Genomic DNA, 13,356 nt, shown 5'->3' on the forward strand with positions numbered 1-13,356 from the left:
CAGGGCGCCTGACGTTCCGCTCTGTCTTTTCTGCCACAGGAGCATCGTCATGTCTGCCTGCCTTCACAGGGCGATCCTGCTCACCATCGCTATGCTCGCGATTTTTGGCTGTTCCGAAGAGGATGCGCAACCTAAGGCAACGGCCACGGCGCCCGGAACGGCTGTATCGGCCGCTCCGACGGCGCCAAGCGAGGCGGTGTTCAGCACCGAACAGCTTGATCAAATGCTTGCACCGTTGGCGTTGTATCCGGACGCTTTACTGGCTCAGGTGCTGATGGCCACCACCTATCCAGGCAATGTCGCCGACGCGGTTGTCTGGTCCAAGGCGCATCCGAACGTCAGCGGTGATGCCGCCGTCAAGCAGGTCGCCGACCAACCTTGGGACCCCAGCGTGCAATCGTTGGTGGCTTTTCCACAGGTGCTGGCCACACTTGCCCAGGACCCGGTCTGGGTGCAGCGCGTCGGTGATGCCTTTCTCGCCCAGCCCGACGCGGTGATGAACTCGGTGCAGCGCCTGCGCGCCAAGGCCAAGGCTGCTGGCCACCTGGAGTCCAACGCTCAGCAGACCGTTATCGTGCAACCGTCAAGCGCCCCCGCAGGCGGCACGACCACGGTGGTGCAAGGTGCTGCGCCGGCACAGACTATCGTTATCCAGCCGACCAACCCGCAGGTTGTATACGTCCCAAGCTACAACCCCTCTGTGGTGTACGGCAGTTGGTCCTCACCATCCTACCCACCAGCGTATTATCCGCCACCACCGGGGTATGCCATCGGCACGGCGTTAGCGACCGGCCTGGCTTTCGGTGCTGGCGTAGCGATCGTCAATTCGTTGTGGGGGGATTGCGACTGGGACGATCATGACGTCGATATCAACGTCAATCGCTACAACAATATCAACAACGTCAACCGCAGGCTCGATGCCAACCAGAACAACTGGCGCCATAATCCTGCGTATCGCGACGGCGTCCCGTACCGCGACCAAGCCAGTCGAGCCCAGTTCGACCGACGCTTACCCGGCAGTGCAGAGCGCACAGCCTACCGCGGTGACACGCCGGCCCGGGTCGAAGATCGCGCGCGAGCCCGTGAAACCCTGGCACAGCGCGGCATCGAAGCACCGGCAACCAGTAACCTTGAAGCCCGCCAACGGGTGCAGAGTGCCGACCGCGAGCGCGCCCAACAGAGCCTGGAAAAGCAGGGCATCAACCCGTCGGGCAATGCACGTGAGCGCGCCCAGGTTGCCGACCGCCAACTGAAAAATGACGGTCAATCCCGCCAGCGTGCGCAGGCGCCCCAGAAGAGCCGACAGCCTCAGCAGACGGGGCGCAACCAACAAGTACGCCAGCAAGTCCGCCAGCAACATGTTAGCGCCCAGGCGCCGCGCAACAATGCGTTGGCCGGTGTGCGCAACCCTTCACAGTCACGCATCGCGAGCAATCGTGGCCAGGTCAGCCAACGGAGCGCCAGCCGACCGTCCGCAGCGTCTGCGGGCCACCAGGTGCAGCGACCCGCGCGGATGCAACCCAGCGGTGGCGGCCGTCGCCGTTGAGAGGAGAGCCAGTCATGAATGCTGCTAGTCGAATTGCGCTGGTTCTGCTCCTGTTCTGGACATCCAGCAGTTTCGCTCAGAAACACTTCCCAAACCCGGAGGCCGCCGGCGAAGCACTGGTGCAGGCGCTTGGTAGTGAAAAGGCCGATAGCCAACAGTTGGCGAACTTGCTCGGCAACGACTGGAAGAGTTATATCCCGACCAAGAACGTCGATCGTAAAGATGTTGATGCCTTTCTCGCCCTCTACAAGGAAAAACATCAGGTTCAGTCCGACAACCCGAAGCGTGCACATCTGGTCGTCGGCGACACGCCCTGGATGTTCCCGATTCCCATCAGACACAATACTGGCGGTTGGGCATTCGACACCAAAGCTGGCGCCGAGGAAATCCGCCAGCGCCGCATCGGACGCGACGAACTGGCGACAATTCAAGCGGCGCGTGCCTATCACGACGCGCAGATGGATTACGCCGAGATTGATCGCAATGACGATGGGGTCCTCGAATACGCGCAGAAGTTCATCAGTAGCGACGGGCAGTTCGACGGCCTGTACTGGCCGGAAGAGGAGGGCGTCGAAGAAAGTCCGCTCGGACCGCTTTTTGGTGATACCGCGACTGGCGACGACTGGCACGGCTACCACTATCGCATCCTCACTGGCCAAGGCCCTTCGGCGCCGGGCGGCGCCTATGACTACATGATTGGCGATCGCATGACCCGGGGCTTTGCCGTGATCGCCTGGCCGGCGGACTACGGGGACACTGGCGTGAAGAGCTTCATGATCAGCCACGACGGCGAATTGTTCGAGAAAGACCTCGGCCGAGACAGCGCCAAGCAAGCTGCTGCGATTACGCGTTTCGACCCTGACAGCAGTTGGAGCGAAGTAAAGGACGAGGAAGAGGGGCGCTGAACCGAGCAACTCAACACATGGAAGCCAACGCAACAAAAAGCCCGCGTGAGCGGGCTTGATGATGTTGCTTTTCTTTGAACCTACACCTGATCAGAAGTCCAGGTTGGACACCGCCAGAGCGTTGCTCTCGATGAACTCACGACGTGGCTCAACGGCGTCGCCCATCAGGGTGTTGAAGATCTGATCGGCAGCGATCGCGTCTTCGATGGTCACCTTGAGCATGCGGCGCACAGTTGGGTCCATGGTGGTTTCCCACAGCTGATCCGGGTTCATCTCACCCAGACCTTTGTATCGCTGAATAGTGTGGCGCTTGGTGCTTTCGGTCATCAGCCAGTCCAGTGCTTCCTTGAACTCGGTGATGGCTTTCTTGCGCTCGCCACGCTGTACGTAGGCGCCTTCACCCAGCAGGGTACTCAGCTGTGCACCGAGGGCGGTGACGGTGCGGTAGTCGTTGCTGCCGAAGAAGTCACGGTTGAAGGTGACATAGCTGGCCAGGCCGTGGGAGGTGATTTCCACTTCCGGCAGCCAGACATTGCGCTCTTTGTCTTCGCGCAGGCTGGCCTTGTACAGCAGACCGGACTTCTCGCTGATACGCAGGCGCTCTTCGAACTTGCCCAGCCATTCCTGCATGGCAGCGTGGTCGCCCAGCTGCTCCAGCGAGACCGCCGGCAGGTAGACGAAGTGCTCGGTCAGCTCCTGCGGATACAGGCGCGAGAGACGCTTCAGGGTTTTCATCACGGTACGGAATTCGTTGACCAGACGCTCCAGCTCGACGCCGGAAACAGGTGGTGCGGATTCGTCCAGGTGCAGGCTGGCATCTTCCAGAGCCGACTGGGTCATGTACTCTTCCATGGCGTCGTCGTCTTTGATGTACTGCTCTTGCTTGCCTTTTTTGACCTTGTACAGCGGCGGCTGAGCGATGTAGATGTAACCACGCTCCACCAGCTCCGGCAGCTGACGGAAGAAGAAGGTCAGCAGCAGGGTACGGATGTGCGAACCGTCGACGTCAGCATCGGTCATGATGATGATGTTGTGATAGCGCAGCTTGTCGATGTTGTACTCTTCGCGGCCGATACCACAGCCCAGCGCAGTGATCAGCGTGCCCACTTCCTGGGACGAGATCATCTTGTCGAAGCGTGCTTTCTCGACGTTGAGGATCTTGCCCTTGAGCGGCAGGATCGCCTGGGTCTTGCGGTTACGGCCTTGCTTGGCCGAGCCACCCGCGGAGTCACCCTCCACCAGGTACAGTTCGGAAAGAGCAGGGTCCTTCTCCTGGCAGTCCGCCAGTTTGCCCGGCAAGCCGGCGATATCCAGCGCACCTTTGCGGCGAGTCATTTCCCGCGCTTTACGTGCAGCTTCACGAGCACGAGCGGCGTCGATCATCTTGCCGACAACCGCCTTGGCTTCGTTCGGGTTCTCCAGCAGGAAGTCGGAGAAGTATTTGCCCATCTCCTGTTCCACGGCAGTTTTCACTTCCGAGGACACCAGCTTGTCTTTGGTCTGCGAGCTGAATTTCGGATCCGGCACCTTCACCGAGATGATCGCGGTCAGACCTTCACGGGCGTCGTCGCCAGTGGTCGAAACCTTGTTCTTCTTGGCCAGGCCTTCTTGCTCGATGTAGTTGTTCAGGTTACGGGTCAACGCCGAGCGGAAACCGACCAGGTGGGTACCACCGTCGCGCTGCGGAATGTTGTTGGTAAAGCACAACAGGTTCTCGTTGAAGCTGTCGTTCCACTGCAGGGCAATTTCCACACCCACGCCGTCTTCACGCTGAACATTGAAGTGGAACACCTGGTTGACTGGAGTCTTGTTGGTGTTCAGGTACTCAACGAAAGCACGCAGACCGCCTTCGTATTTGAAATGCTCTTCTTTACCGGAGCGCTCATCCTTCAGCAGGATGCCTACACCGGAGTTGAGGAAGGACAGTTCACGAATCCGCTTGGCCAGGATGTCCCAGCTGAAGTGGATGTTCTTGAAGGTTTCAGCCGACGGCTTGAAGTGGATGTGGGTACCGGTGGTTTCACTTTCGCCAACGATCTTCATCGGCGCTTGTGGAACACCGTGGACGTAAGTCTGTTCCCAGATCTTGCCACTGCGGCGAACGGTGAGGATCAACTGCTCGGAAAGGGCGTTAACCACCGACACACCTACACCGTGCAGACCGCCGGATACCTTGTAGGAGTTGTCATCGAATTTACCGCCGGCGTGGAGGACGGTCATGATGACCTCGGCGGCGGAAACGCCTTCCTCTTTATGCACGTCAACCGGAATGCCGCGACCGTTGTCGCGAACACTGATGGATTCGTCCGGGTGAATAATTACGGTGATGTCATCGCAGTGGCCGGCGAGTGCCTCGTCGATCGAGTTATCGACCACCTCGAACACCATGTGGTGCAGGCCGCTACCATCATCGGTGTCGCCAATGTACATACCGGGACGCTTGCGCACGGCATCTAGCCCTTTCAGCACCTTGATGCTGGAGGAGTCGTACGTTTGATTTTCGCTCATGCCTTCACTCCCGATGGTCGTGGGTCTGGGTGATACGGCCCTGTTCCACGTGGAACAAAGCAACTGGCGTTTCCGTCTGCCAGCCTTCCCTCAATAATTCTTGATCTACACAGGTGATAAACACCTGGCAGCGTAAGTCTTCCAACAAGCGACAAAGTGCGCGGCGGTGCTGGTCGTCGAGTTCCGACGGCAAGTCATCCACCAGATAAATACATTGGCCGCGACGCGCCTGGCTAACCAAATGGCCTTGGGCGATACGCAATGCACAGACCACCAGCTTCTGCTGGCCGCGAGACAAAATGTCGGCCGCGTTATGGGCGCCGAGTCTCAGGCGCAGGTCCGCGCGTTGTGGGCCGGCCTGGGTATGGCCCATGTGCTGATCACGTTGCAGGGAGGAGGCGAGCACCTCACTGAGTTCGCGATCCTTGTCCCAGCCACGGTAATAGCTCAGGGTCAGCCCTTCGAGCTCGACCAAATCGCTCAGGGTTTGCTCAAAGACGGGCTTCAAGGCCTTGATGTAATTGCGACGGTATTCATCTATTTCCGCGCTGGCCAGGCACAGTTCCCGGTCCCAGGCCGCTTGCGAAACAGCGTCAAGTGTACCATGCCGCAACCATGAGTTCCGCTGCCGCAAAGCCTTCTGCAGGCGTTGCCATGTGGCCATGAAGCGGGGTTCCACGTGGAACACCCCCCAATCGAGGAACTGCCGGCGAATTTTCGGCGCACCTTCAAGCAGGCGAAAACTGTCCGGGTTGATCAGTTGCAGGGGCAGAATCTCTGCCAATTGCGCAGCACTACGAGCGTTCTGCCCGTCAATGCGGATGGTGAATTCGCCTTGCCGATCCCGCGAGATCCCCAGGTTGCTCGACCCGCCTTCACTTAACTCGACCTGGCCGAACACGGTACAAGCCAGCTGCTCGTACTGAATGACCGGGGTTAGCCGAGTGCTGCGGAAGGAACGGGCGAGGCCCAGCAGATGAACGGCTTCCAGCACGCTGGTTTTACCGCTGCCGTTGGCGCCGTACAGAATGTTTATGCGGGGGGAGGGGGAGAAGGTCACCGGGTGCAGGTTACGCACCGCGGTGACAGAAACGCGACTGAGGGACATCTAGAGTCTGCTGGACAAATTACAGACGCATCGGCATGACAACGTAAGCGGAGTCGTCGTTGTCAGCTTCCTGCAGCAGGGCACTGCTGTTGGAGTCCGACAGGATCAGACGAACCTGCTCAGTGGTCATGACACCCAGTACGTCCAGCAAGTAGCTGACGTTAAAGCCGATTTCCAGCGAGCTACCGTTGTACTCGACGCTGATTTCTTCTTCCGCTTCTTCCTGCTCAGGGTTGTTGGCCTGGATCTTCAACTGGGCATTGGCCAGTTGCAGACGAATGCCGCGGTACTTCTCGTTGGACAGAATCGCGGTACGGCTGAAGGCTTCGCGCAGCGCCTGACGATCGCCGACCACCAGCTTGTCACCACCCTTGGGCAGTACACGCTCGTAATCTGGGAACTTGCCATCGACCAGCTTCGAGGTGAAGGTGAATTCACCGGTGGTGGCACGAATGTGGTGCTGACCCAGAACGATGCTGACCATGCCGTCCGGCTCGGTGAGCAGACGCGCCAGCTCCAGGATGCCTTTGCGCGGTACGATGACCTGGTGGCGATCAGCTTGACCGATATCGGCACGCATCGAGCACATGGCCAGACGGTGGCCGTCGGTGGCGACGGCGCGCAGGGTGTCAGTGGACACTTCCAGCAGCATGCCGTTGAGGTAGTAGCGCACGTCCTGCTGGGCCATGGCGAAGCTGGTGCGCTCGATCAGGCGACGCAGCCGGCTTTGCTCCAGGTTGCAGGTCAGCGAGCCCGGGCCTTCTTCCACTGTCGGGAAATCGTTGGCCGGCAGGGTCGACAGGGTGAAGCGGCTGCGGCCTGCCTTTACCACCAACTTTTGCTCATCGAGCTTGATGTCGATCAGCGCATCGTTCGGCAGGCTTTTGCAGATATCCATCAGCTTGCGTGCAGGAACAGTGATCTCGCCAGGCTCGGCCGGCTCTTCCAGTTGCACGCGGCCAACCAGTTCCACTTCCAGGTCAGTACCGGTCAGCGACAATTGCTGACCCTGTACCACCAGCAGTACGTTGGACAGTACCGGCAAGGTCTGGCGGCGCTCGACGACGCCTGCGACCAGTTGCAGGGGTTTCAACAGGGCTTCGCGTTGAATGGTGAAATGCATGGTCTAGTCCCTTGCCTTTAATAAGCTGCGCTGACGTTCATCAAGTCGTCAGAGTCCGCAGCAGGTTCTTGTAGTCCTCGCGGATATCCGCGTCGGATTCCTTGAGTTCGTTGATCTTGCGGCACGCATGCAACACGGTGGTGTGATCGCGGCCGCCGAATACGTCGCCGATTTCCGGCAGGCTGTGGTTGGTCAGCTCTTTGGACAAGGCCATGGCGACCTGCCGCGGACGGGCTACCGAACGGGAACGACGCTTGGACAACAGATCGGAGATCTTGATCTTGTAGTACTCGGCAACGGTGCGCTGGATGTTATCCACACTCACCAGTTTGTCCTGCAGTGCCAGAAGATCCTTGAGCGACTCGCGAATCAGCTCGATGGTGATGTCGCGGCCCATGAAGTGCGAGTGAGCGATCACCCGCTTCAGGGCGCCTTCGAGTTCGCGCACGTTGGAGCGAATCCGTTGGGCGATAAAGAAAGCAGCATCATGCGGCAGGTCGACCTTGGCCTGATCGGCCTTCTTCATCAGGATCGCTACCCGGGTTTCGAGCTCCGGTGGCTCTACCGCAACGGTCAGGCCCCAGCCGAAACGCGACTTCAGGCGCTCTTCCAACCCTTCGATTTCCTTCGGATAACGGTCGCTGGTCAGAATGACCTGCTGACCGCCTTCGAGCAGGGCGTTGAAGGTGTGGAAAAACTCTTCCTGGGAACGCTCTTTGCGGGCAAAGAACTGAATGTCATCGATCAGCAGCGCATCAACTGAACGGTAGAAGCGCTTGAACTCATTGATTGCATTAAGTTGCAGCGCCTTGACCATGTCGGCGACAAAACGCTCGGAGTGCAGGTACACCACCTTGGCATTCGGATTCTTCTTGAGCAGGTGGTTACCCACAGCGTGCATCAAGTGAGTTTTACCCAGGCCCACGCCGCCGTACAGGAACAACGGGTTGTAGCCATGCTTGGGGTTGTCGGCAACCTGCCAGGCCGCAGCGCGGGCCAGCTGGTTGGACTTACCTTCAACGAAGTTCTCGAAGGTAAAGGTGCGGTTCAGGTAGCTGGTGTGCTTGAGCGCACCCTCAACCTGCACAGTGCGTTGTTCGGTGCGACCGCTTGGCGCCGGGGCGGCATTGGCCTCGCCCATGGAATCGAAGCTGTCTCGCGAAGGCGCGTCCTCGACTTCAACCGTCGCGGCAGGGGCAGCAACAGGAGCTGCGACTGGTTCGTTGACCACCGCCGTTTGCGCCGCCTGGGCCTGGGATGCAGCCACGGCAGCGGCGAGCGGTGCATTGGGCGCGGCGCGCGGTGCCGAACTGCGTCTGCTGCCTATTAATAAGGAAAGCGCAGGTGCAATACCGTTGCCGTGTTCACCCAGCAGCTCGAGCAGACGGCTCAGGTACTTTTCATTGACCCAGTCGAGAACGAAACGGTTGGGCGCATAGACGCGCAACTCGTCGCCTTCGGCTTCGACCTGTAGCGGACGGATCCAGGTGTTGAATTGCTGGGCAGGCAGTTCATCGCGCAGAAGCTCCACGCACTGCTGCCAAAGTTCCACTGACACGGATATCCCCTGAGTTGAAAGCCGGTGAGGCAAAAACAAGCGCCCATTGTACCCAGCGCCAGCGCAGTTATCCACATGCAGGTGCGTCGAGGATGGCGATAAATCAGCAGTTTAGTGACCAAAATGCCGTTCCGGGCATGTGAATAAGCCCTGTGGATAACCGCACCTGAGGTCTTTGCACAACTGGGGGTCGAAATCGGTGGATAACCTGCCTGTGGATAACAGCCCATTTGATCCACAGCTTTTCCGAGGCTACAACACAGTCAGAACACCTCTTCTCGACAAGGTTTCTTTCCTCTGTACATAAGGTATTTAAAGGCCTGTAGCTTGTTATCCACAGAAATTGTCGACATAAGCTTTATAAGATTCACTAAAAAGCTTTAAATAAGTCCTCTCTTTTTTTCTATGTTTAAGTGATCCGTTGCTCGGGGGCTGTCAGGGCAAACCGGGTGAGCCACCGAATGAGGCCGATTTTCCGTCCATAAGGAAAAGCTGGTTGGAAATTGACCTACGGCCCTGCTTTCTCTAGAATCGCCGGTCTCTTAAAACGGGGGCCATTCCGGCCCGTTGTCGACGAACCAGGTAACACGCCATGAAACGTACTTTCCAACCAAGCACCATCAAGCGCGCTCGCACTCACGGTTTCCGTGCCCGTATGGCCACCAAGAACGGTCGTGCCGTTCTGTCGCGTCGCCGTGCCAAAGGCCGTAAGCGCCTGGCAGTTTGATTTTTCGGCACTGGTGGTGAGTCAGGACTTCAGTCGGGAAAAGCGTCTGCTTATTCCCCGACACTTCAAAGCGGTCTTCGACTCCCCAACCGGCAAGGTTCCAGGGAAATGCCTGCTGATCCTTGCTCGCGAGAACGGTCTTGATCATCCCCGCCTGGGGCTAGTGATCGGGAAAAAGAGCGTCAAGCTCTCCGTTCAACGCAATCGCCTGAAACGCCTGATGCGCGATTCGTTTCGCCTGAACCAGCATTCACTTGCCGGTTGGGATATCGTGATCGTCGCGCGCAAAGGGTTGGGCGAGATTGAAAACCCAGAATTGCACCAACATTTTGGCAAGCTCTGGAAGCGCCTTGCACGCAGTCGGCCCGCTCCAGTGGTTAACACCGACTCTGTGGGGGTAGACAGTCAAGATGCGTAAACTGGCGCTCGTTCCGATCCAGTTTTACCGTTATGCCATTAGTCCACTGATGGCCAGTCACTGTCGTTTCTACCCCAGTTGCTCCTGCTACGCGATCGAAGCCATCGAAACACATGGCCTATTGCGCGGTGGGTGGCTTACCGTTCGTCGCCTGGGGCGTTGTCATCCGTGGAATGCCGGTGGTTTTGACCCGGTTCCACCTGCCTCCTCTTCCCGTACTTCTTCGATAGCCGAGTAATCATGGATATTAAACGCACGATCCTGATCGTCGCCCTGGCAATCGTGTCCTACGTCATGGTCCTTAACTGGAACCAGGACTATGGCCAGGCTGCCCTGCCGACTCAGAATACTGCTGCCAGCAACGTTGCCCCGGCCCTGCCGGACACCGCGCAGGCCGGTAACACTGGCGCCAGCGCCGATGTACCGAGCGCCAACGCTGAATCCAGCCCCGCAGAACTTGCCCCGGTAGTGGTCAGCAAGGATCTGATTCGGGTCAAGACTGATGTCCTCGATCTGGCTATCGATCCCCAAGGTGGCGACATCGCCCAGCTGACGCTGCCGAAGTACCCACGCCGTCAGGACCATCCGGACATTCCGTTCCAGTTGTTCGACAACGGTGGTGAGCGTACTTACCTGGCACAGAGCGGCCTGACTGGCGCCAACGGCCCAGATGCCCGTTCGTCTGGTCGTCCGCTGTATGCCGCTGATCAGAAAAGTTATCAACTGGCCGATGGTCAGGAGCAACTGGTCGTCGACCTGAAGTTCAGCGATGCCGGCGTCAACTACATCAAGCGCTTCAGTTTCAAGCGCGGTGAGTACGACCTGACCGTCACCTACCTGATCGACAACCAGAGCGCACAGCCCTGGACCGGTAACCTGTTCGCGCAACTCAAGCGCGACGCCAGCTCGGATCCTTCCTCGAGCACCGCAACCGGTACCGCGACCTACCTCGGTGCAGCCCTGTGGACAAGTTCGGAACCCTACAAAAAGGTGTCGATGAAAGACATCGACAAGGGAAATCTGAAAGAAAATGTTACCGGCGGCTGGGTAGCCTGGCTGCAGCACTACTTTGTAACTGCCTGGATTCCAAACACGTCTGAAAACAACATCGTTCAGACCCGTAAGGACAGCCAAGGCAACTACATCATCGGTTTCACCGGTCCGGCGCTGAACGTTGCCGCTGGCGGTAAAGGCGAAACCAGCACCATGCTGTACGCAGGTCCGAAGATCCAGGAGAAGCTCAAGGAGTTGTCCCCAGGTCTGGAACTGACCGTCGACTACGGCATCCTGTGGTTCATTGCCCAGCCAATCTTCTGGCTGCTGCAACATATCCACAACCTGCTCGGCAACTGGGGCTGGTCGATCATCGTCCTGACCATGCTGATCAAGGCACTGTTCTTCCCGCTGTCGGCTGCCAGCTACCGTTCCATGGCGCGCATGCGTGCCGTTGCACCGAAACTGGCTGCACTGAAAGAACAACATGGCGATGACCGGCAGAAAATGTCGCAAGCCATGATGGAGCTGTACAAGAAAGAGAAGATCAACCCGCTGGGCGGCTGCCTGCCGATCCTGGTGCAGATGCCGGTCTTCCTCTCGCTGTACTGGGTTCTGCTGGAAAGCGTCGAGATGCGTCAGGCGCCATGGATGTTCTGGATCACTGACTTGTCGATCAAGGATCCGTTCTTCATCCTGCCGATCATCATGGGCGCGACCATGTTCATCCAGCAGCAGCTGAACCCGACTCCACCGGATCCGATGCAGGCCAAGGTGATGAAGCTGATGCCGATCATCTTCACCTTCTTCTTCCTGTGGTTCCCGGCAGGTCTGGTGCTGTACTGGGTTGTGAACAACTGCCTGTCGATCGCACAGCAGTGGTACATCACCCGCAGCATCGAAAAGGCTACCAAGAAAGCCGCTGCTTGACGGGTTAGCCAGCTAACCTGTGGATAAACGCCCCCTCGTGGGGCGTTTTGCTATCTGTCGTTTTTGTCGTGAGGCCCTCGAGCATGAACACTGTGCGTGAAACCATTGCCGCCATCGCTACCGCCCAGGGACGTGGGGGCGTGGGGATCGTGCGGCTATCCGGCCCCCTGGCCCAACAAGCCGGGCTGGCCATCTGTGGAAAAGCACTGACACCGCGGCACGCCCATTACGGAGCGTTCCGCGCTGAAGATGGCCTGGTGCTGGATGAAGGCATTGCGCTGTTTTTCCCTGGGCCCAACTCCTTTACCGGGGAAGACGTGCTTGAGCTGCAGGGCCACGGCGGCCCGGTAGTCCTCGATATGTTGCTGCAGCGCTGTGTACAACTGGGTTGCCGCCTGGCGCGCCCGGGTGAATTCAGCGAGCGGGCATTCCTCAACGACAAGCTCGACCTGGCCCAGGCCGAGGCGATCGCCGACCTGATCGAAGCCAGTTCTGCACAAGCTGCACGCAATGCCTTGCGCTCGCTGCAGGGCGAATTTTCCCGCCGTGTGGATAACCTCACCGAGAAGTTGATCAGCCTGCGCATCTACGTGGAAGCTGCGATCGATTTCCCCGAAGAAGAAATCGACTTTCTTGCTGACGGTCACGTGCTGAACATGCTCGATGAGGTGCGCAACAATTTATCCACAGTGCAGCGTGAAGCCGGGCAGGGCGCCTTGCTGCGCGACGGCATGACGGTGGTGATCGCTGGTCGGCCGAATGCCGGCAAGTCGAGCCTGCTTAACGTACTGGCCGGCCGCGAGGCGGCGATTGTCACCGATATCGCCGGCACCACCCGGGACATCCTGCGCGAACATATCCACATCGACGGCATGCCGCTGCACGTTGTCGACACGGCTGGATTGCGCGATACCGATGACCATGTGGAAAAGATCGGCGTGGAACGCGCACTCAAGGCCATCAACGAAGCCGATCGGGTGTTGCTGGTGGTCGATTCCACAGCACCGGAAGCCAGTGATCCGTTTGCCCTGTGGCCGGAATTTCTCGACCTGCGTCCGGATCCGGCCAAGGTTACGCTGATTCGCAACAAGGCAGATTTGAGTGGCGAAGCCGTCGCCATGGAACAGAGTGAAGATGGTCACGTCACCATTACCCTCAGTGCCAAGGACACCGACATGGGGCTTGAGCTGCTGCGCGAGCACCTGAAGGCCTGCATGGGTTATGAACAGACTGCTGAAAGCAGCTTCAGCGCCCGCAGGCGCCACCTGGAGGCATTGCGTCAGGCCGGTGCGCACCTGGAGCACGGACATGCGCAACTGACCCTCGCCGGTGCCGGTGAGCTGCTGGCAGAGGATTTGCGCCAGGCGCAACACGCCCTGGGCGAGATTACCGGTGCATTCAGTTCCGACGATCTGCTCGGACGTATCTTCTCCAGCTTCTGCATCGGCAAGTAAGCGTCCTTATCCACCGTCGGGTCTGCAACGGACCCGACTGCAGCAGCCTTTTTCTCCAATCCCTTCTCCCGGTCAGGACAGCCACA

The 13,356-nt window shown here is 58.8% G+C and carries 11 protein-coding genes; 7 read left to right on the forward strand and 4 right to left on the reverse strand.

The features are described 5' to 3' along the window. Nucleotides 1-49 precede the first annotated feature (49 nt). A complete protein-coding gene (locus tag NLX68_RS00535; RefSeq protein ID WP_254282122.1) occupies nucleotides 50-1,546 on the forward strand; it encodes a DUF3300 domain-containing protein in 1,497 nt (498 codons plus the stop codon). Between the two features lie 14 nt (nucleotides 1,547-1,560). Then, on the forward strand, nucleotides 1,561-2,451 hold the full coding sequence (locus tag NLX68_RS00540; protein ID WP_254282123.1) for a DUF2950 domain-containing protein: 891 nt from the start codon (nucleotides 1,561-1,563) through the stop codon (nucleotides 2,449-2,451). Between the two features lie 90 nt (nucleotides 2,452-2,541). Here NLX68_RS00540 and gyrB read toward each other — a convergent pair whose 3' ends face one another. Genes gyrB through dnaA form a run of 4 tightly spaced genes read right to left on the reverse strand, consistent with a single transcriptional unit; the run spans nucleotide 2,542 to nucleotide 8,748 of the window. Beyond that, entirely contained in the window at nucleotides 2,542-4,959 is a 2,418-nt protein-coding gene (gyrB, locus tag NLX68_RS00545) for a DNA topoisomerase (ATP-hydrolyzing) subunit B (protein WP_254282124.1), read from the reverse strand. A gap of 4 nt (nucleotides 4,960-4,963) precedes the next feature. Further along, nucleotides 4,964-6,067, reverse strand: a complete 1,104-nt coding sequence (gene recF / locus NLX68_RS00550) for a DNA replication/repair protein RecF (RefSeq protein WP_010222707.1) — start codon at nucleotides 6,065-6,067, stop codon at nucleotides 4,964-4,966. Between the two features lie 19 nt (nucleotides 6,068-6,086). Continuing rightward, entirely contained in the window at nucleotides 6,087-7,190 is a 1,104-nt protein-coding gene (gene dnaN / locus NLX68_RS00555; protein WP_010222708.1) for a DNA polymerase III subunit beta, read from the reverse strand. A 40-nt stretch (nucleotides 7,191-7,230) separates the two neighbouring features. Then, entirely contained in the window at nucleotides 7,231-8,748 is a 1,518-nt protein-coding gene (gene dnaA / locus NLX68_RS00560) for a chromosomal replication initiator protein DnaA (RefSeq protein WP_010222709.1), read from the reverse strand. Between the two features lie 592 nt (nucleotides 8,749-9,340). On the opposite strand from dnaA, the gene rpmH reads away from it, so the two are divergent. The 5 genes from rpmH to mnmE all read left to right on the forward strand — a co-directional run bounded on the left by rpmH (nucleotide 9,341) and on the right by mnmE (nucleotide 13,270). Next, nucleotides 9,341-9,475: a 50S ribosomal protein L34 gene (rpmH, locus tag NLX68_RS00565; protein WP_002551315.1), complete on the forward strand. Its 135-nt coding sequence runs from the start codon at nucleotides 9,341-9,343 to the stop codon at nucleotides 9,473-9,475. Between the two features lie 13 nt (nucleotides 9,476-9,488). Then, nucleotides 9,489-9,893: a ribonuclease P protein component gene (gene rnpA, locus NLX68_RS00570; RefSeq protein ID WP_010222710.1), complete on the forward strand. Its 405-nt coding sequence runs from the start codon at nucleotides 9,489-9,491 to the stop codon at nucleotides 9,891-9,893. Then, the gene (gene yidD / locus NLX68_RS00575) at nucleotides 9,886-10,131 is read left to right on the forward strand and encodes a membrane protein insertion efficiency factor YidD (RefSeq protein ID WP_010222711.1); all 246 of its coding nucleotides are present in this window, start codon (nucleotides 9,886-9,888) and stop codon (nucleotides 10,129-10,131) included. The genes rnpA and yidD overlap by 8 nt, the downstream gene beginning before the upstream one ends. Nucleotides 10,132-10,133: 2 nt before the next feature. Beyond that, nucleotides 10,134-11,816 (forward strand): membrane protein insertase YidC, encoded by a 1,683-nt coding sequence (gene yidC, locus NLX68_RS00580; RefSeq protein ID WP_254282125.1) that lies wholly within the window; start codon nucleotides 10,134-10,136, stop codon nucleotides 11,814-11,816. 83 nt (nucleotides 11,817-11,899) lie between these two features. Then, nucleotides 11,900-13,270 (forward strand): tRNA uridine-5-carboxymethylaminomethyl(34) synthesis GTPase MnmE, encoded by a 1,371-nt coding sequence (gene mnmE, locus NLX68_RS00585; RefSeq protein WP_254282126.1) that lies wholly within the window; start codon nucleotides 11,900-11,902, stop codon nucleotides 13,268-13,270. Nucleotides 13,271-13,356 lie beyond the last annotated feature (86 nt).

This window comes from Pseudomonas sp. SBB6 (assembly GCF_024213215.1).
In the GTDB taxonomy this organism is placed as follows: domain Bacteria; phylum Pseudomonadota; class Gammaproteobacteria; order Pseudomonadales; family Pseudomonadaceae; genus Aquipseudomonas; species Aquipseudomonas donghuensis.

What these genes read in the sequence shown, in the direction of transcription:
- NLX68_RS00535 (WP_254282122.1), top strand. Translation starts at nt 50, where the DNA reads ATGTCTGCCTGCCTTCACAGGGCGATCCTGCTCACCATCGCTATGCTC.
- NLX68_RS00540 (WP_254282123.1), top strand. Translation starts at nt 1,561, where the DNA reads ATGAATGCTGCTAGTCGAATTGCGCTGGTTCTGCTCCTGTTCTGGACA.
- gyrB (WP_254282124.1), bottom strand. Translation starts at nt 4,959, where the DNA reads ATGAGCGAAAATCAAACGTACGACTCCTCCAGCATCAAGGTGCTGAAA.
- recF (WP_010222707.1), bottom strand. Translation starts at nt 6,067, where the DNA reads ATGTCCCTCAGTCGCGTTTCTGTCACCGCGGTGCGTAACCTGCACCCG.
- dnaN (WP_010222708.1), bottom strand. Translation starts at nt 7,190, where the DNA reads ATGCATTTCACCATTCAACGCGAAGCCCTGTTGAAACCCCTGCAACTG.
- rpmH (WP_002551315.1), top strand. Translation starts at nt 9,341, where the DNA reads ATGAAACGTACTTTCCAACCAAGCACCATCAAGCGCGCTCGCACTCAC.
- yidD (WP_010222711.1), top strand. Translation starts at nt 9,886, where the DNA reads ATGCGTAAACTGGCGCTCGTTCCGATCCAGTTTTACCGTTATGCCATT.
- yidC (WP_254282125.1), top strand. Translation starts at nt 10,134, where the DNA reads ATGGATATTAAACGCACGATCCTGATCGTCGCCCTGGCAATCGTGTCC.
- mnmE (WP_254282126.1), top strand. Translation starts at nt 11,900, where the DNA reads ATGAACACTGTGCGTGAAACCATTGCCGCCATCGCTACCGCCCAGGGA.